This is a genomic window from Campylobacter sp. RM9328, from assembly GCF_012978615.1.
Genome location: NZ_LIWF01000002.1, coordinates 158167 through 175430, shown reverse-complemented (window position 1 = coordinate 175430; position 17264 = coordinate 158167). Strand labels below are relative to the sequence as shown.

Below are 17264 nucleotides of genomic sequence, written 5' to 3'. Positions count from 1 at the left end.
AATACAGGTTGCGTGGGTAACAAAAAACACAACAAAAGGTAAAAAATTTATTCTTTAAACCATTTTTAGATACAATCGTCAATAAACAAAAGGATAAATTTTGAAAAATTACAAGCTAATAAGCGTCGCTCACTCGCCCGACGCCGATGATATATTTATGTATATGGCGGTAAAATTCGGCTGGATAAGTAGTGTGAATTTACGTTTTTCAAATACCGCTCTTGACATTCAGACATTAAACGAAGAGGCCCTAAAAGGCACTTATGACGCGACAGCGATAAGCTTTGCACTTTATCCTCTCATAAAAGACGAATACGCTCTCTTGCGAACTGCCGTTAGTTTTGGTAACGGTTATGGGCCAAAGTTGGTGAAGAAAAAAGGCGTGAGCTTAAAGCGAAATTTCAAGGTGGCATTAAGTGGAGCACATACGAGCAACGCACTTTTGTTTCGCATAGCATATCCTAATGCTCGCATTGTTTATAAAAATTTCTTAGAGATCGAAAGTGCTGTTGTTAGCGGAGAGGTTGATGCGGGAGTGCTTATACATGAAAGCATTCTTGATTTTAGTAGTGAGCTAGAAGTTGAACGTGAAATTTGGGATATCTGGTGTGAGTTTGCAAAAGAAGAGATACCGCTACCGCTTGGAGGCATGGCGGTTCGCCGAAGCTTACCTTTAACAGACGCGATAGAGTGCGAGCGGGTTTTAACTGAGGCCGTTCGTATAGCGACCGCACATAAACCGTTTTTATCGCACATGTTGATGGAAAGAAATTTGATACGTGTCGATAAAGAGAAGCTAAAAACATATCTAAATTTATATGCAAATGAAAGCTCCGTAAGCATGGACGAGGTGGCTTTAAATTCTTTAAATAAACTGTTTGAGATAGGCTATAAGCACGGTTTTTATCCGCAAATCATCGACGCACACGACTATCTTATCCCTAAAGAATACAACGAGGTAAGGTTTAGCTAATGCAAAGCACTCTGGTTGCACTTGGCATAGAGACTTTTAAGATAGCGCTTTATCTAAGTTTGCCTATGCTACTTTGTGGGCTTATCGCGGGTTTGCTTATATCGATATTTCAAGCGACTACACAGATAAACGAGACAACGCTAAGCTTTGTTCCTAAGATCATTCTTGTTGTTGTCGTTATTATCTTTCTTATGCCGTGGATGGTTTCGATGATGGTTGAATTTACCACGCGTATGATTGATTATATTCCGGAATTTGTCCAGTGAAGCGCATTATAAATTTTGCTAAATTTAGTTCCGTAAAGATAGGCGGAGAGCATGAGGTTATGGTTGTAGATAGCATAGATGATGATGTCAGAGATGCTGTTTTGATAGGTGGCGCAAACAACATTTTAATCTCGCCAAATCCTCCAAAAATGGCGATACTTTCAAAGAAATTTGACTATATAAATTTAAACGACGATGAGCTTGAGATAGGCGGTGCTAGCAAGAGCGGTAAGATCTTTAGTTTTGCCAAAAAGCACAATATCGCTGGATTTGAAATCCTGCAAAATATACCTGGCACTCTTGGTGGATTAGTCTTTATGAATGCAGGACTTTTGGGGCTTAGTATAAGTGATAGCCTTACTCACGTTTTACTGGCTAGAGGCTGGGTGCCAAAGAGTGAGATAGACTTCTCGTATCGTCATAGCGGTATTAACGAGCCGATATTTGGGGCTAAATTTAAGATCAAAAAAGGTTTTTTGCAAAGTTTTGCCGACGAGATAAATAAGAAACGATCTGATCAACCAAAAGGGGCTAGCTTTGGAAGCTGCTTTACTAATCCACAAGGTGACTTTGCGGGACGGTTGATTGAGGCGGTTGGATTAAAAGGACATGCTATCGGCGGAGCAAAATTTAGCGAAAAACATGCAAATTTCTTGATAAATTTTAATAATGCGACATTTTTTGATGCAACCGAGCTTATAGAGTTGGCCAAAAGACGTGTTTCTGAGAGCTTTGGCATAGAACTAAAGACTGAAGTTGTCATACTTTAAGGTGTAAAATGAGAGAGTTTTTAAACGAAATTTTAGCCATGGCGATTATTTTTATATGTATCTGGTTTTATGCCAGAAAAAAGCAAAAAGAGCTAGAGCCAAACGCAAACATAAAAGAGAATTTACTTAAAGAATTTGCTCTTAAATTTGATGAGGTAAAACCTAGCGATATCAAAGAATTTAACGAGCTTTGTGAATATTTAGCAAGTAAAAATTTACTATATAAATTTAGCAAATCAACAACCAAAACCGAGTTTTTACAGGCTATAAAACCTAAGCTAAAAAATGAGCCAAAAACAGATGAGGGCAGCGTAGATGCCACATTTCTAACATCGTGTGCATTAAATTTAAACAGCGCTCTTGCTATGGGAATTTATGCACTTTGTGGCGATACGTATGTGTTGTTTTTAGAAGATGAAAATAGAATTTTAGGATTTGTAAATTTGGCTGATAAGCTAAATGAAAATATCATTTTGTGTGATAACGGCGTGAATGATTAAAGTAAAATTCACACATTTTTTGATAAAATCAGAAAATTTTCAAATAAGGTAGTATATGAACGCAGAAAAGCAAAAAGCCCTTGATCTGGCTTTAAAACAGATCACAAAGGACTTCGGCAAGGGCGCGATGATAAGGCTTGGCGACAAGCAAGTCGAGCCGATAGATAGCATCCCTACCGGCTCGATCGGACTTGATCTTGCTCTTGGTATAGGCGGTGTGCCAAAAGGTAGGATTATAGAGGTTTATGGTCCTGAAAGCTCTGGCAAAACAACACTTACGCTTCACATTATTGCCGAGTGTCAAAAGGCTGGCGGAATTTGTGCGTTTGTCGACGCCGAGCACGCACTTGATGTGAAATATGCTTCAAATTTAGGTGTTGATACGGATAATCTTTACGTTTCTCAGCCTGACTTTGGCGAGCAAGCACTTGATATGGTAGAGACATTAGCTAGAAGCGGTGCGGTCGATCTTATCGTAGTAGACAGCGTCGCTGCTCTTACTCCAAAAAGTGAGATAGAAGGCGATATGGGCGACCAACATGTTGGACTTCAAGCAAGACTTATGAGTCAAGCACTTCGTAAGCTCACGGGCGTTGTGCATAAAATGGGCACGACGATTATATTTATCAACCAAATTCGTATGAAGATAGGCGCGACTGGATATGGCACGCCTGAGACTACAACAGGCGGTAATGCCCTTAAATTTTATGCGTCTGTGCGTATAGATGTTCGCCGTATAGCTACTCTTAAACAAAACGAAGAGAGCATCGGTAACCGCGTTAAAGTCAAAGTTGTTAAAAATAAGGTAGCTCCTCCGTTTAGGGTCGCAGAATTTGACGTGATGTTTGGCGAGGGCATAAGCAAAGAGGGTGAGATAATCGACTATGGCGTAAAGCTTGATGTTATCGACAAAAGCGGTGCATGGTTTAGCTATAAAGCTAGTAAACTCGGACAGGGTAGAGAAAATTCAAAAGCTTATTTGAAAGAGCATAAAGATGTTGCGGATGAGATTATCGCGACGATAAAAGGCTCAATGGGCGTTGTTGGAATTTTAAGTAACGACAAAGACGACGATGATAAAAATAACGACAAATCAGGAGAAGAGTAATGGTTTATATTGAAGATGTTGTAGCTCATGAGGTTCTTGATAGTAGGGGTAACCCGACCGTTCGCGCAGTTGTAACTTTAAGCGACGGCACAATGGCAAGTGCTATCGTACCAAGTGGTGCAAGCACCGGTAAGCGTGAGGCTCTTGAGCTACGTGATAAAGATGCTAGATATGCAGGCAAAGGTGTTTTAAAAGCTGTTGCAAACGTAAATGAGCGCATAGCAGAAGCCATTATCGGACTTGATGCGTATAACCAAAAAGCCGTTGATGATGAGATGCTTGAGTTAGACGGCACAAACAACTACTCAAATTTAGGTGCAAATGCCGTTCTTGGTGTTTCGATGGCTGTTGCTAGAGCTGCGGCAAATAGCCTTAAAATTCCTCTATATCGCTATTTGGGTGGGGCAAATGCTAGTATCTTACCTGTTCCGATGTTTAATATTATAAACGGCGGAGCGCATGCAAACAACAGTGTAGACTTTCAAGAATTTATGATAATGCCTTTTGGATTTGATAATTTTAGCGATGCATTAAGAGCAGCAACAGAAATTTATCATAAACTAAAAGAGATTTTAAACAAAGCAGGACATAGTACTGCCGTTGGTGATGAGGGTGGTTTTGCTCCAAATTTAAAAGACAATGAAGAGCCGCTAAAGCTTATTATGGAGGCGATAAAATTAGCAGGATATGAGGCCGGTTCCCAGATTAAACTAGCTCTTGACGTAGCAGCTAGTGAGCTTTATAAGGATGGCAAATACGAGCTTGAGGGCAAAAAATTCAGCTCAGAAGAGCTTATAGAGCGCTACGCGCAACTTTGCGATAAGTATCCGATATTTTCTATAGAGGATGGACTTAGTGAAGATGACTGGGATGGTTGGAAGAGCTTAACACAGCGTCTTGGTGATAAGGTTCAGCTAGTAGGCGACGATCTTTTTGTTACAAATGAGAAAATTTTACGTGAAGGTATTGAAAAAGGCATTGGTAATGCTATTTTGATTAAACCAAACCAAATCGGCTCTGTTAGTCAAACTATGCAAACAGTTCGCCTTGCTCAAAGAAACGGCTATCGCTGCGTTATGAGTCACAGAAGCGGCGAGAGCGAAGATGCTTTTATAGCAGACTTTGCAGTTGCTTTAAATACGGGCGAGATAAAAACCGGAGCTACAAGCAGAAGCGAAAGAAATGCCAAATACAACCGTCTGCTTGAGATAGAGCTTGAGGCCGGTGAGTTTTTAGGGGATAGTATTTGAGTGAAATTTTAGAAGAGTATGATAAAAAATCAAAAAGATCATACTTTTTTAAATCATTTTTCAGACATACTGTCGTTATAGTATGCGTAATTGCGTTTGCGATCTATATCGGCAATATGATGTTTGGCAAGCGTTCTTTGGATGTTATGCTCAGTCTACAGAGCAAAAAAGAACGCCTTGCCGAAGATGTGGAAATTTTAAAAAAACGTAACGCAAAACTTCAAAAAGAGTATTTCGAGCTGAAAGAACTTGAGCCCGATACCGGTAAAAAGTAGCTAAAATGAAAAAAATTTGTATTATATTTTGTTTGATGGCAAGCGTGCTTTATGCTAGAGAAAACCCATTTACGCCTATTGGTGAACTAAATGCAAGCGTAATGACGACAAATTTAAAAGAGGAATTTGGCGAATTTGATACGCAAGATATTAAATTTCCAAGCGACGCTAGGTTGTTGTTGGGCGTTACCGTTAGATATCGCGCAGGAGATGGCAGTATAAAAGAAAAGGTGCTAAGCGATATAAATAAAACTATCAGTTGGCAAGAAGAGTATGCTATCTTAAAGTTAAAAAATCCAGAGCCTTTAACTACACAAAAGCTTGATGTTTCAGTAACCATGCCAAATCCTACAGCTAAAACAATAATACAAACTATAAGTCACGATAAAAATGACACAAATACAACTACGCAAAGCAAAAGCGTTAAATCTACAAGGCAAGAGCAGGCTATAACGACTTTACCTGCCGTAACGACTATAAATTTAGATACCAACAAGAGCAAAGTAGGTTTGTCTGTAAAAGCTAAAACACAACCAAAAAGCAAACAAGTCACAACCAATAAACCAAAAATTCAGCCAAAAAAGCAGCCAAGCTCGCTGAAATTTGCGGATATGTTTGAGATAGATAGCTCTAAAAATATCCTAAAAATCATAACAAAAGACAAAAATATAAAATATTTTAGTCATGAAAATAGCAAGATAGTTCTTGACTTTGATAATCCTCCAAAAAGTTTTAGAACAAAATATATAAAAGTAAATTCTGCGGTATTTAAAAACATAACCGTGGGTTGGCATGACGACTTCTACCGAGTTGTTGTAGAGCTTGATAAAAAACGAACATATAGTATCGGCAAAGTTATGCAAGGCTATGAGCTTAGAGTTAAATGATAATAAATTTAGCTAATAGCTTCAAATATGCTTTGACTTGAAGTCTTCATTATGTAAATTTCTGCGTGCAAATTTGATCAAATAATTTAAACTATAAAAGACGGCAAAGCTTTTAGCCAAACCGTCTTAATTTTATTTAGCTTGTGCTAACATGAAAAGCCTAACAGCTTGGTTGCTCGTTAGCTTTAAATTTTGTGATGCTATGTCTTTTCTCATTGCTTCTTCAAGGCTTATAGGCTCGCCCAGTATCCCAAAGAAAGCATCTATGCCGTTGCTGTTGCACTCTTTTGCACACGGAGATACACTACCTGCAAAAGCGATAACGGGCTTGTTGTATTTTTTGGCTAACTTTGCTACGCCTGTAGGGGTTTTGCCCATTGAGCTTTGAAAGTCCATTTTACCCTCGCCTGTTATGATCAGGTCGGCTTTTTTGATCTCTTCTTCAAGGCCTATCTCTTCTGTGATGATGTGTATGCCTGATTTTAGAGTGGCACTTAAAAAGCTCACAAAACCAAATCCAAGACCGCCGGCAGCCCCGGCGCCCTCTAGCGCGCTAAAGTCATATCCAAATTCTTTTGAGACGACATTTGCGAAATTTATTAATCCCTCATCTAGCTTTTTGACTGTTTTGCCATCGGCTCCTTTTTGTGGACCATAAACATAGGCTGCACCGTTTTTACCATATAGTGGGTTATCAACATCACAAGCTATTAGAAATTCACACTCTTTTAGTGTAGGCATGGCATTTTTTGTTGAAATTTTAGAGATCTTTATAAGATCCTCGCCAACACCTTTTAATAAATTTCCACTCTCGTCATAAAATTCAAAGCCAAGTGCACTTAGCATACCGGTGCCGGCATCGTTGGTTGCGCTACCGCCGATACCGATTATAAATTTACGCGCACCTTTATTTATAGCATCTTTTATCATAGTGCCAAAACCATAAGTGCTCGTTTTTAAAGGATCTCGTTGCTCTTTTTGGATCAGCGTTAGACCTGAAGTGCTAGCCATCTCCATTATTGCCAGATCATTTGCTATAGCGTATCTGGCTAAAATTTGTATGCCGAGTGGATTTTGAGCCATGATGTCGATATATCTTCCCCCAAGAGCATCGCAAAGCGCTTCTACGCTACCCTCACCACCGTCTGCAACAGGCTTTACTACAACTTCACAAAGATCTTTTATGCCTTCTTTGACCGCTAGGCCCGCTTCAAGCGAACTTAGCGATCCTTTAAAAGAGTCAATCGCGACTAATACCTTCATAGTAGAACCAATGACAAGATATAAACGCTAGCAATGCCAACGATACCCATGATAAATGTCATCATGGTTTGTGTTCGGTAACCTTGTTGAGGTGTCATTTTGCTAAAGTTAGTAACGACCCAGAAGTAGCTGTCATTAGCATGTGATACGCACATTGCACCCGCAGCGATCGCCATGACGCATAGGGCAGCAGCTATCTCGCTAGTTAGCCCAAGAGCCATCATTAGTGAGTTGTCGGCATTAAATGCACCCATGATAGAAGCTGTAGTGATAATGGCTACAGTTGAGCTTCCTTGTGCTGTTTTTAGTATAGCTGAGATCAAGAATGGGAAGAAAATTCCCGCTGCGCTAATGACTGCTGCATTTTCTTTTATATAGTCAACAAAGCCGGCAGATGTTATAACTTGGCCTAAAACACCACCCGCGGCTGTGATAAATAGTATCGGGCCTACTATTTTTAGCGTTTCATTTGTCATGTCGTTAAATGCAGGTAGTTTGTTTGTATCAGCAAGTAGCAATATGCCAAAAACAACGCCGATAGCAAGAGCCATGATAGGATTACCTAGGAAAGCAAGCAGGTTGCCAAATGCTCCGCTTATGCCTAAAATTTTAGCGATAGAGCCAAGAGCCATGAATAAAATCGGCATGAAAATAGGTGCAACACTTAAAAATCCACCAGGAAGTTTGCCGTATTGTTTGATTAGATCTTCGTAGCTTTGAGATATGATAGCATTTGCTTCCTCGTCGCTTATGCTAACTTCATCGCCTATGCGTCTAGCAAACATATAAACACCGATCAAAACAGGTATAGAAACAACTACACCCATGCCGATAACAAGCAATAAATTCCCTCCAAGTCCTAGTGCTCCTGCAGCCGCGATAGGTCCAGGAGTAGGCGGTATAAACACGTGAGCTGCATAAAGACCGCCACTAAGCGCTACAGCCATGCCTACCGGATTTGCCGAGATCTTTTTGCGAAGTGCTTCACGGATAGGGTTTAATACAACAAAACCACTATCGCAAAACACAGGTATGCCTACTACCCAGCCCATGATAAGCATAGCAAGCTCAGGGCGTTTTTGACCAACGCAGTTTACGACCATGTCGGCTAACTTTAGCGCTGCACCGGTCTTTTCGAGGATTGTTCCGATAAGTGCACCAAAGATAATAACGATACCGATACTTTTAAATATACCGCTAAAGCCGTTACCGATAATGCCTGGGATTTTAGCAAGATCAATTCCTGCAACGATAGCAAGGATAAGAGATATACTCATCAATGCCAAAAACGGATGAACCTTTAGCTTTGAGATCATCCATATCATTATGACTATGGCGATTACAAAACTAATAATCAAAGAAATACCGCTCATAAAAAGCTCCTTAGATTAAAGTTTTTTAGGGATATATTAACAAATTTTCCTTATAAAATCTTAAAAAATAATACTAATTACTAAAAATCTAAATTTTTAACGAAAACAGCGAAATTTGCCTATCTAAGTAGGGTAAAACCGACTGCTATCTTATTTGTGTGTTTATTATAATCAATTAAGCTTTCGCCATATCCTGTAAAAAACTGAACATAACCGTAAATCCCAGTAGAAAATATAGGAAAAAGCCAGTCAAACTGGGCTGCACCGCGATTTGTTTTGTCAAAGTGCAGGTTGTTTCTTATCATTGTGTTTAATATGTGATCCTTAAACGCAAAAGAGAAATTTACGTCGCTAACTCCGATGTAGTTTTCTATGTTTTTATTATCATTAGTGTCGCCTACGATACTCCAAATTCTAGGTGTCACGCTAAGTGTTCCAAGGTCAAATCTAGCCTGCGTATAAAGCCTGTTCCAGCTCCTTGAATTCTCTTTGTCTTTGCCGTTTGACTCATGCAAAAGTCCGGCTCTTATATTGGAGATATTTAGCATTTTTAGGCTATTTTGAGTGTCGAAGTCTATGTAAATTTCAGGCTTATAGTTGCTTTCTCTAAAAGGCGCAGAGTCGCTTGAGGTTTGCCACCAAGATGTTTGAGTGTAGGCAATTCCTAATGTTTCGTTTAGCTTAAACGCATTTGTCATAAGCGGCTTTTGAACGCTAAATTGAAATTTGGTTTCAAATCTACTCTTGCCGTTTGTGGGTCTGTTTTGCGAGTATGAAACAGGTAAAAGATAGTTTAGGTGATAAAGTCGTAAACCAAGGATATTTTGTATCTCGTCATCTTTTGGCTCTTGCGAGTTTTGCAAGATAAGTTTTTCTAAATTTTGTTCGGGTTTAACTATGGCAACTGTTGTGTTTGTATCATTGTTGTTTAAAATTTGGTTTTGCTGATTAAGCGAATTTTGGGCGATTTGTTTGTAGAGTCTCATAGCATTTACCGTATCGCCGATATTTTCAAATTCTTGAGCTTTTTTAAAAAGTTCACTCGTTTCATTGGCCTGGAGTAAAATTTGAAAGCAAAATACAAAAACGAGAAATTTTTTCATATCTGCTTCATTTTGAGGGCGATTTGGTATTGAGATGGGTCGTTTACGTTAAAAAATTGCTCGGCATTGTCAAATTTAACCTTTTTGACGTTATAAAAATTTTGCAAAAGCCCGATTTTATGTTCGCCGTTTTGGTAAAGCTCAAGCGCCTTTTTGCTGATATTTGAGTTAAAAAAGCCACAAAGCGAATGGCTAAATTCCTTATCTTGTGCTATGACGATATCAAATTTATCGCTGTATTCGTAAAGTTTTGTTACGCACTCTTTGCTTACAAATGGCATGTCGGCGGGGATTATAAAAATTTTTTCATCTTTAAAATTTGCTAGCACGCTAGCAAGAGCTAGCATAGGCGAATAGTCTTGTGAAATATCTTTTAGCAGCGGAAGAGGGGGTATAAATTTATCAAATTTGGAGCTTATAAAAACATTAGTAAAAATTTTACTAAATTTATTGAATTGAAAATGCGTAAGTGTGTTAAACTCTCCAAAGGGCAAAAGCGTCTTGTCTTGCCCCATGCGAGAGCTTTTTCCTCCGGCTAAGATAACGCAGGTTTTCAAATTTTATCCTTTGTGTTTTTGGGGATAAAAGAGATTTAAAATTCTTTTATCCCTCAAAATGCCTTTAAATTTATAGATCTCTTGGATCAGCTATCTTTCCAGCTATCGCGCTTGCCGCCGCTACTGAAGAGCTTGCAAGGTAAATTTCACTCGTTCTATCGCCCATTCTGCCGACAAAGTTTCTATTTGTTGTACTTACACATCTTTCGCCCTTGCCTAAAATTCCCATATATCCGCCAAGACATGCGCCACATGTAGGGTTGCTTACGACTGCTCCGGCTTCGATGAAAATTTCTATCAGACCCTCTTTTTCAGCCTCTCTTGCTATCTTTTGCGTTGCAGGAGTGATGATAAGGCGTGTTTTTTTGGATACACGTTTTCCTTTTAGAATTTCAGCGGCGATCCTAAGGTCGCTTAAGCGTCCGTTGGTGCAAGAGCCGATAAATACTTGATCTATCGCGATATCGTCTTTTACGGCCTCTCTTACGCTTTTGCCGTTGCTTGGTAAGAATGGATAAGCGACAACAGGATCAAGCTTGCTAACATCTATCTCTAAAATGCTTTCATATTTTGCGCCTTCATCTGAGTAGTGGATTACAGGTTTTGAGCGTAAATTCTTACCTTCTAAAAATTCTTTTGTTATGTCGTCATACGCTACGATACCGCTTTTACCGCCGGCTTCTATCGCCATGTTACAAAGACTAAAGCGTCCGTCCATGTCAAGTGAGCTTATCGCCTCTCCCGTAAATTCAAGCGCTTTATATAGTGCCCCGTCCACACCTATACGGCGAATAACCTCAAGTATCAAGTCTTTTCCGTATATGTGCTCGCCAAATTTTCCGTTAAAGACTACTTTTATGGTTTGAGGCACTTTAAACCAGTTTTTGCCTGTTATCATTGCATAAGCAAGGTCGGTAGAGCCCATGCCTGTCGCAAACGCTCCAAGAGCGCCGTGCGTACAGGTATGACTGTCTGCACCGATGATGACATCACCTGGGATAACAAGTCCTTTTTCAGGAAGCAAGGCGTGCTCTATGCCCATATCTTTTTCATCAAAGTAGTTTTTAAGATCGTGTTTGTATGCAAAGTCGCGTGAAATTTTGGCTTGATTTGCGCTTAAGATATCTTTTGCCGGGATGTAGTGGTCCATTACGATGGCAAAACCGTCGGGATTAGCTAGCTTTTGTGCTCCGCTTCTTTCAAATTGTTTAATTGAAATCGGCGTTGTTATATCGTTGCCGATAACCATATCTATAGGGCTTTGCACTATCTGACCCGCGCTTACCTCTTCGCCTGTGTGAGCGGAAAAAATCTTTTCTGTTATAGTCTGCTTCATCTTTTGCCTTTTGGATTGAAATTTGTCTGATTTTAACAAAAAATATATAAAATCTTTATTTTTAGTAAAAAATGTAAGCGAAAATGTATTTAAGTGAAGTAAATTTGTAAAAGGCTCAAAGTCGAGCCTTTAAGTTATTTTGCTACCGCCTCAACTTCGATATCTATCTTTATCTTATCTCCTAAGGTTACTGTTGATGTGTTGGGAGCAAAGTCAAAGTCGCTTCTTTTTATCTCGCCCTCAAGGCTAAAACCAACCTTTGCTTTACCGTCTTGGCCGACTGTTTTTCCGCCAAATTCATACTCAAGTATTACAGGTTTTGTTACGTTTTTGATGGTTAAATTTCCTTTTATATCATCGCCACTAATGCCTGTCATCTCAAATTTTATCTCAGGATATTTTTCTACTTCGAAAAAATCAGCCGAACGAAGGTGTTTATCGCGAGCGTCATTATCGGTAAAGATAGAGTCGGTTTTGATGGTTGCACTTAGACTTTTTAACTTTTCGCCGTCCATATCGGCAGTTGCTTTGAATGACTTAAAACTTCCCACGACGTTACTTATGCTAAGGTGCTTTATCTTAAAGCTTGTGCTTGAGTGAATGGGGTCTAGCTCGTAAACTGCGGCATTTGCAAAAGTCGCAAGAAGTGCGAGTGCTAGTGAAAATTTAAGTTTTTTCATTTTTTTCCTTGTGTTTAAATTTGATGTGATTATAGAGATTATTAACAAACATAACAATAATATTTTAATAATATTTTACGTTTTAGGGTCAAGTTTTTAGGCGAAATATTTAAAGCAAGTCGGGTTAGCACACGAAAAAATAAATAAATTTAAAGTATAATACCGCTTATGAAATACGCACACTTACAAACATTGGCAAAATACTTTTCTAAATTTAAAAAGATAAATGACATTAAAAGAGTCGGCGATATGCTTTTGCTTATAAATTTTGACGGTAACGATATATTTTTCGACCTTTCAAAATCGGGCTCGGCGATATATCAAAACAGCGAATTTAAAGCGATAAAAACGTATAACGCTCCATTTGATAACGCGCTTAAAAAGCGTCTAAAAAGTTCAAAAATTTTAGAAATAAAATGTCTTGAAAATAATAGAATTTTACAAATTTCAACCTCGTTTGACGGTTCGTATAAAAGTATAAAAAGTGAGCTTTATCTCGAATTTACGGGACGCTTTACTAATGCGATCATCACGGATGAAAACGGCGTGATAATAGATGCACTTAGACATATCGAAAATAATTTTAGGCAGATAAAACCTGGCAGAGTGTTAAAACAGCTTGAGGCGATTGCTATAAAAGAAAAGCCGTGCGATGAGATTTTGGACTTTAACGAGTTTTTTAAAAGTGAATTTAATAGGCTTAATAGGCAAAATTTAGAAAATTTAAGAGCCGTTAAAATGGCTCAAGTTCAAAAGAAGTTGCAAGCATTGCAAGCTAGCTTAGAGGCGCTTGAGAGCGAAGAAAGTTTAAAATCTCAGAGCGAAGACCTTCGTAAAAAGGCAGGAGTTTTACTTGCAAATTTATCAAATTTAGATGAGTTTCAAAGAGAGTTTGAGCTTAGTGATTTTGGTGGTCAAAAGATAAATTTTACCCTTGAAGATACTCCTAAAGTCAGTGCAAATTTGTATTTTACAAAGGCTAAGCGTTTAACACAAAAGGCACATGGAGTTAAGCTTGAGAGAGAAAATTTAAACGAAAAGATAAAATTTTATCTTAGCTTAGAGGAGATGCTTGAAAATGCAAAAAGCCTTAATGAGCTTGAAATTTTGTATCCAAAACGTGCAAATATCCAAAAGACTCAAAAAAACGAGAGCGAAAATATACAAAATTTTTATATCAAAGAGTTTAAAATTTCAATAGGACGAAACGAAAAAGGCAATATCGAGCTGCTAAAAAATTCCAAAAAAGATGATATTTGGTTGCATTTAAAAGATATTCCTAGTGCCCATGTGATAATAAAAACAAACAAAACCAAACTAGATGAGGAAATTTTAAATTTTGCAGCTAAAATTTGTGTAAATTTCAGCGTTAGCGGAGCAGGGCGATATGAGGTTGATTACACAAAAAGGCAAAATGTCAAAATTTCAAACGGTGCAAATGTAAATTATATTGATTTTAGGACGATAGTAGTTGTAAAGTAAAGGAGTTAAAATGTCTGTAACGCCTCTGGGAAATGTAAATTTTATCAACCAAAATGCGCCGGTCGCATCATTTGTTAGTGCTAACCAGCAAGCTCGTTTTGATATGCAAAGTGCTTTAGCTTCTACCGTTTTAGACGATGACGCAAACGAAGTAGCCGAAGTTAGGCCGACAGAAGAGAGCTACAAGATCGACCCCGAACACGAACACGAAAGACAAAAGGGCGAAGAGCAAAATGCTCAAAGTGAGCCAGGCAAGCCTTTCGTAAAAGACGATGACGATGAAGAGGAGCAAAAACCTCTTGAGGGAGAGCCGGGACATCGTCTAAATATACAAATATAAGCAAAATTTAGATAAAATCAACATTTGAACTTGAAATTTAAAGGGGAGAAGATGGGTGCACGTATCGTTACCGGAGTTCTTATGATCGCCGTGCTTTTGGTTGTGTTTTTTATCAACAATTATATTTTTAACTTTATTTTGCTGGGCGCCGTGCTTTATTTTGCGTTTAATGAGTCTTTAAAGCTTTATAATATCGAACACGACAAGCTTGTTTATGTTGCGCTTGTGTTTTATGTTTTGACATTTTTTACAAATCCAATCTTCATAGCCATACTTGCTATTATGCTGGTTGCTTCTGTTTTGGCTCACATTAAAAGCCCTGATCTTCGCATGGTGTTGCCGTTTATATATCCTGCAACTCCGATATTTATGATGTGGATGCTTTACTCTGAATACGGTATCGGCTTTTTGGTTTGGTTGATATTTGGTGTTGCAGCTAGTGATACCGCGGCGTATTTTGTCGGTAAAGCCATAGGTAAGAGGAAATTTTCTATCGCTTCGCCAAACAAAACTCTTGAAGGCGTTGCAGGCGGTATAGCCGCGGGAACGGCTGTTGGTATAGTTTGCGGAAGTTTTGTTATGGAAGGATTTTTGCAGATAATTTGCGCGAGTTTTCTTTTAAGCATATTTGGCGTATGGGGAGATTTGTTTGAGAGTTATCTAAAACGCTCTGCCGATGTCAAAGATAGCGGCAATATCTTTCCCGGACACGGCGGTATGTTAGACCGTGTTGACGGATACTTGTTTGGTGTTGTAGCTCTTCTTTGGACGCTTTCGTGGTAGTATTAGGCTCGACAGGTAGCATCGGAACAAATACACTCTTGCTTTGCAAGCGACATAATATCAATGTCGAAGCGATAAGTTGCGGTAAAAATGTCGAACTTTTAAATGAACAAATATCAAATTTCAGCCCTAAATTCGTTTGCGTTGGGGACGAGAAGCTAAGAGGCGAAGTAAAAGGCATATCAAAAGATAAAATTTTTATAGGGCAAGAGGGGTTGCTTGATATGCTTGAGGTCTCAAATAGTAAAAAAGTAGTAAATTCTTTGGTTGGTTTTGCGGGACTTAGACCTAGTTTAAAAACACAAAAGCTAGGTAAAAAGCTAGCACTTGCCAACAAAGAAAGCTTGGTTGTAGGCGGTAAATTTTTAGATACGAGTAAAATTTTACCGATAGATAGCGAACACTTTGGGCTTAAATTTTTACTTGAAAATAAAACAAAGCCAAGCCGTTTAATAATCACCGCTAGCGGCGGAGCTTTTTATAAAACACCTCTTAAATCCTTAAAAACGGCAACGGCAAAAGACGCACTAAAACATCCCAACTGGAGCATGGGCGCAAAGATAACTATAGACAGCGCAACTATGGCAAACAAACTTTTTGAAGTTATGGAGGCGTATTGGCTTTACGGTATAAAACACATAGAAGCACTCATAGAGCCTACTTCGATGATCCACGCGCTTGTTGAATTTGTGGATGGTTCAACGAGTGCGCATATCTCGCGTGCTGACATGAAGCTAGCCATCTCTCATGCCGTACTTGAAAACGTAGATGAAACAATTATATCTCATGCAAATTTACTAGAGCTAAAAAGTATAAAATTTCACGACATAAGCTTAAAAAAATATCCGATCTTTTCCTTGAAAGAGCAGGTTTTAGATACACCTGATATCGGTGTTGTGATAAATGCCGCAAATGAAGTTGGAGTTTTTGCTTTTTTAAAGAATGAATGCGGATTTTTAGATATTTCACGCATAGTTTTGAAGGCTGCTAAGAAATTTAGGGATGCTAAAATTCTAAACGAAGATGAAATTTTTAAACTTGATAAAGAGGTTAGAGAGTTTGCAAAAAGGGAGTTAAATGCAAAAATATGAAGGTTATAAATTTGGCTTTAAAGAGAGTCTTGTAGGCGTTCAGTTTTTGTTCGTAGCTTTTGGTGCGCTTGTGCTTGTGCCACTACTTACAGGGCTTGACGCAAATGTTGCACTTTTTACCGCAGGTGCAGGTACGCTACTTTTTCAGCTCATCACGCGTAAAAATGTTCCGCCGATATTTTTAGCTAGTAGTTTTGCGTTTATCGCGCCTATTAGTTTTGGTGTAAAAGAGTGGGGGTTCGCCGCTACTATGGGCGGGCTTGTATTTGCCGGACTTTTTTATGTTGTTTTATCCTTTATTGTTAGGGTAAAAGGAGAGAGCTTTTTACATAAGATGTTACCGCCAGTTATCGTGGGACCTGTTATCATGACTATAGGTTTGATACTCTCTCCTGCTGCCGTAAATATGGCTATGGGTAAAAATGTCACCGCCTATACTCAAAATGAAGCTATGCTTGTAGCAGGCGTATCGCTTGTAGCTACGATCTTGGTTATGATGTTAGGTCGAGGAATGTTTCGTTTGATACCTATTTTGTGCGGTATATTAGTCGGCTATATTACGTCTTATTTTTTTGGTATGATAGACTTTGCTCCTATAATGGACGCTCCATGGTTTAAGACCCCGGCATTTACGGCTCCTGTTTTTGAGCTAGATCCGATACTTTATATGGTACCTATCGCGATTGCTCCTGCAATAGAGCATATAGGCGATATGCTTGCCATCTCAAATGTTACCAAAGAAAATTTCCTTAAAAACCCCGGTCTTAAAAGTACACTTTTAGGTGATGGCGTCGCAACTTCATTTGCCGCTTGTTTTGGCGGACCTCCAAACACAACCTACTCTGAAGTAACGGGCGCGGTTAGTATCACAAAAGCTTACAACCCGGCCATCATGACCTGGACTGCGATAACAGCTATCGTGCTTGCTTTTGTCGGAAAGCTAGGCGCTGTGCTTTCTACTATACCGGCTCCCGTTATCGGCGGTATCATGTTGCTACTTTTTGGCATAATCGCAAGCGTGGGTATGGAGACCTTGGTAAAACATCACGTAGACCTTGCAAACCCTAGAAATATGATAATCGTTGCTTTGATATTTGTATTTGCTATAGGCGGCATGGTGCTTGACTTTGGTGTTGTTAGTTTTTCGGGTATAGGACTTGGTGCAATAGTCGGTATAGTCTTAAATTTACTGCTTCCTCGCGCTAAGCATTACGAGGGATATTAGGC

19 protein-coding genes are annotated in these 17264 nt (G+C 38.9%); 13 read left to right on the top strand and 6 right to left on the bottom strand.

The genetic code is table 11. From position 1 onward, the window contains the following. Window positions 1-100: 100 nt before the first annotated feature. The 8 genes from CCAL9328_RS02435 to CCAL9328_RS02400 are packed head-to-tail and all read left to right on the top strand — an operon-like array spanning window position 101 to window position 6029. Window positions 101-973 (top strand): menaquinone biosynthesis family protein, encoded by an 873-nt coding sequence (locus CCAL9328_RS02435; protein ID WP_169936935.1) that lies wholly within the window; start codon window positions 101-103, stop codon window positions 971-973. Beyond that, complete coding sequence (fliQ, locus tag CCAL9328_RS02430; protein WP_169936933.1) at window positions 973-1239, top strand: flagellar biosynthesis protein FliQ; 267 nt, start codon at window positions 973-975, stop codon at window positions 1237-1239. Before CCAL9328_RS02435 ends, fliQ begins: the two co-directional genes overlap by 1 nt. Continuing rightward, the gene (locus tag CCAL9328_RS02425) at window positions 1236-2009 is read left to right on the top strand and encodes a UDP-N-acetylmuramate dehydrogenase (protein WP_169999916.1); all 774 of its coding nucleotides are present in this window, start codon (window positions 1236-1238) and stop codon (window positions 2007-2009) included. The genes fliQ and CCAL9328_RS02425 overlap by 4 nt, the downstream gene beginning before the upstream one ends. A gap of 8 nt (window positions 2010-2017) precedes the next feature. Beyond that, window positions 2018-2509 (top strand): hypothetical protein, encoded by a 492-nt coding sequence (locus tag CCAL9328_RS02420; RefSeq protein WP_169972029.1) that lies wholly within the window; start codon window positions 2018-2020, stop codon window positions 2507-2509. 55 nt (window positions 2510-2564) lie between these two features. After that, entirely contained in the window at window positions 2565-3617 is a 1053-nt protein-coding gene (recA, locus tag CCAL9328_RS02415) for a recombinase RecA (RefSeq protein ID WP_169936927.1), read from the top strand. Continuing rightward, entirely contained in the window at window positions 3617-4867 is a 1251-nt protein-coding gene (eno, locus tag CCAL9328_RS02410; RefSeq protein ID WP_169936925.1) for a phosphopyruvate hydratase, read from the top strand. The genes recA and eno overlap by 1 nt, the downstream gene beginning before the upstream one ends. Further along, window positions 4864-5142, top strand: coding sequence for a septum formation initiator (locus CCAL9328_RS02405; RefSeq protein WP_169936923.1), 279 nt, complete (start codon window positions 4864-4866; stop codon window positions 5140-5142). Before eno ends, CCAL9328_RS02405 begins: the two co-directional genes overlap by 4 nt. A 5-nt stretch (window positions 5143-5147) precedes the next feature. Beyond that, the gene (locus tag CCAL9328_RS02400; protein WP_169936921.1) at window positions 5148-6029 is read left to right on the top strand and encodes an AMIN domain-containing protein; all 882 of its coding nucleotides are present in this window, start codon (window positions 5148-5150) and stop codon (window positions 6027-6029) included. 132 nt (window positions 6030-6161) lie between these two features. Here CCAL9328_RS02400 and CCAL9328_RS02395 read toward each other — a convergent pair whose 3' ends face one another. The 6 genes from CCAL9328_RS02395 to CCAL9328_RS02370 all read right to left on the bottom strand — a co-directional run bounded on the left by CCAL9328_RS02395 (window position 6162) and on the right by CCAL9328_RS02370 (window position 12341). Next, on the bottom strand, window positions 6162-7292 hold the full coding sequence (locus tag CCAL9328_RS02395; protein WP_169936919.1) for a glycerate kinase family protein: 1131 nt from the start codon (window positions 7290-7292) through the stop codon (window positions 6162-6164). After that, complete coding sequence (locus tag CCAL9328_RS02390) at window positions 7289-8665, bottom strand: GntP family permease (protein WP_169999915.1); 1377 nt, start codon at window positions 8663-8665, stop codon at window positions 7289-7291. The genes CCAL9328_RS02395 and CCAL9328_RS02390 overlap by 4 nt, the downstream gene beginning before the upstream one ends. Before the next feature lie 119 nt (window positions 8666-8784). After that, complete coding sequence (locus tag CCAL9328_RS02385) at window positions 8785-9768, bottom strand: phospholipase A (RefSeq protein WP_169999914.1); 984 nt, start codon at window positions 9766-9768, stop codon at window positions 8785-8787. Then, window positions 9765-10325, bottom strand: a complete 561-nt coding sequence (locus CCAL9328_RS02380; protein WP_169999913.1) for an NTP transferase domain-containing protein — start codon at window positions 10323-10325, stop codon at window positions 9765-9767. The genes CCAL9328_RS02385 and CCAL9328_RS02380 overlap by 4 nt, the downstream gene beginning before the upstream one ends. A 70-nt stretch (window positions 10326-10395) precedes the next feature. Next, window positions 10396-11661, bottom strand: coding sequence for a 3-isopropylmalate dehydratase large subunit (gene leuC / locus CCAL9328_RS02375; protein WP_169999912.1), 1266 nt, complete (start codon window positions 11659-11661; stop codon window positions 10396-10398). A gap of 134 nt (window positions 11662-11795) precedes the next feature. Beyond that, window positions 11796-12341, bottom strand: a complete 546-nt coding sequence (locus CCAL9328_RS02370) for a YceI family protein (RefSeq protein WP_169936909.1) — start codon at window positions 12339-12341, stop codon at window positions 11796-11798. Between the two features lie 168 nt (window positions 12342-12509). Between CCAL9328_RS02370 and CCAL9328_RS02365 the strand changes: the two genes are divergently transcribed. From CCAL9328_RS02365 to CCAL9328_RS02345, 5 genes are read left to right on the top strand one after another with little or no spacing between them, the layout of a single operon-like run. Beyond that, window positions 12510-13823, top strand: coding sequence for an NFACT RNA binding domain-containing protein (locus tag CCAL9328_RS02365; protein ID WP_169972025.1), 1314 nt, complete (start codon window positions 12510-12512; stop codon window positions 13821-13823). Between the two features lie 10 nt (window positions 13824-13833). Then, complete coding sequence (locus CCAL9328_RS02360; protein ID WP_169936905.1) at window positions 13834-14163, top strand: hypothetical protein; 330 nt, start codon at window positions 13834-13836, stop codon at window positions 14161-14163. Window positions 14164-14214: 51 nt separating this feature from the next. Next, a complete protein-coding gene (locus CCAL9328_RS02355) occupies window positions 14215-14946 on the top strand; it encodes a phosphatidate cytidylyltransferase (protein ID WP_169936903.1) in 732 nt (243 codons plus the stop codon). Beyond that, window positions 14940-16037, top strand: coding sequence for a 1-deoxy-D-xylulose-5-phosphate reductoisomerase (dxr, locus tag CCAL9328_RS02350; RefSeq protein WP_169972024.1), 1098 nt, complete (start codon window positions 14940-14942; stop codon window positions 16035-16037). Before CCAL9328_RS02355 ends, dxr begins: the two co-directional genes overlap by 7 nt. Further along, window positions 16024-17262: a uracil-xanthine permease family protein gene (locus CCAL9328_RS02345; RefSeq protein WP_169999911.1), complete on the top strand. Its 1239-nt coding sequence runs from the start codon at window positions 16024-16026 to the stop codon at window positions 17260-17262. Before dxr ends, CCAL9328_RS02345 begins: the two co-directional genes overlap by 14 nt. Window positions 17263-17264: the final 2 nt, after the last annotated feature.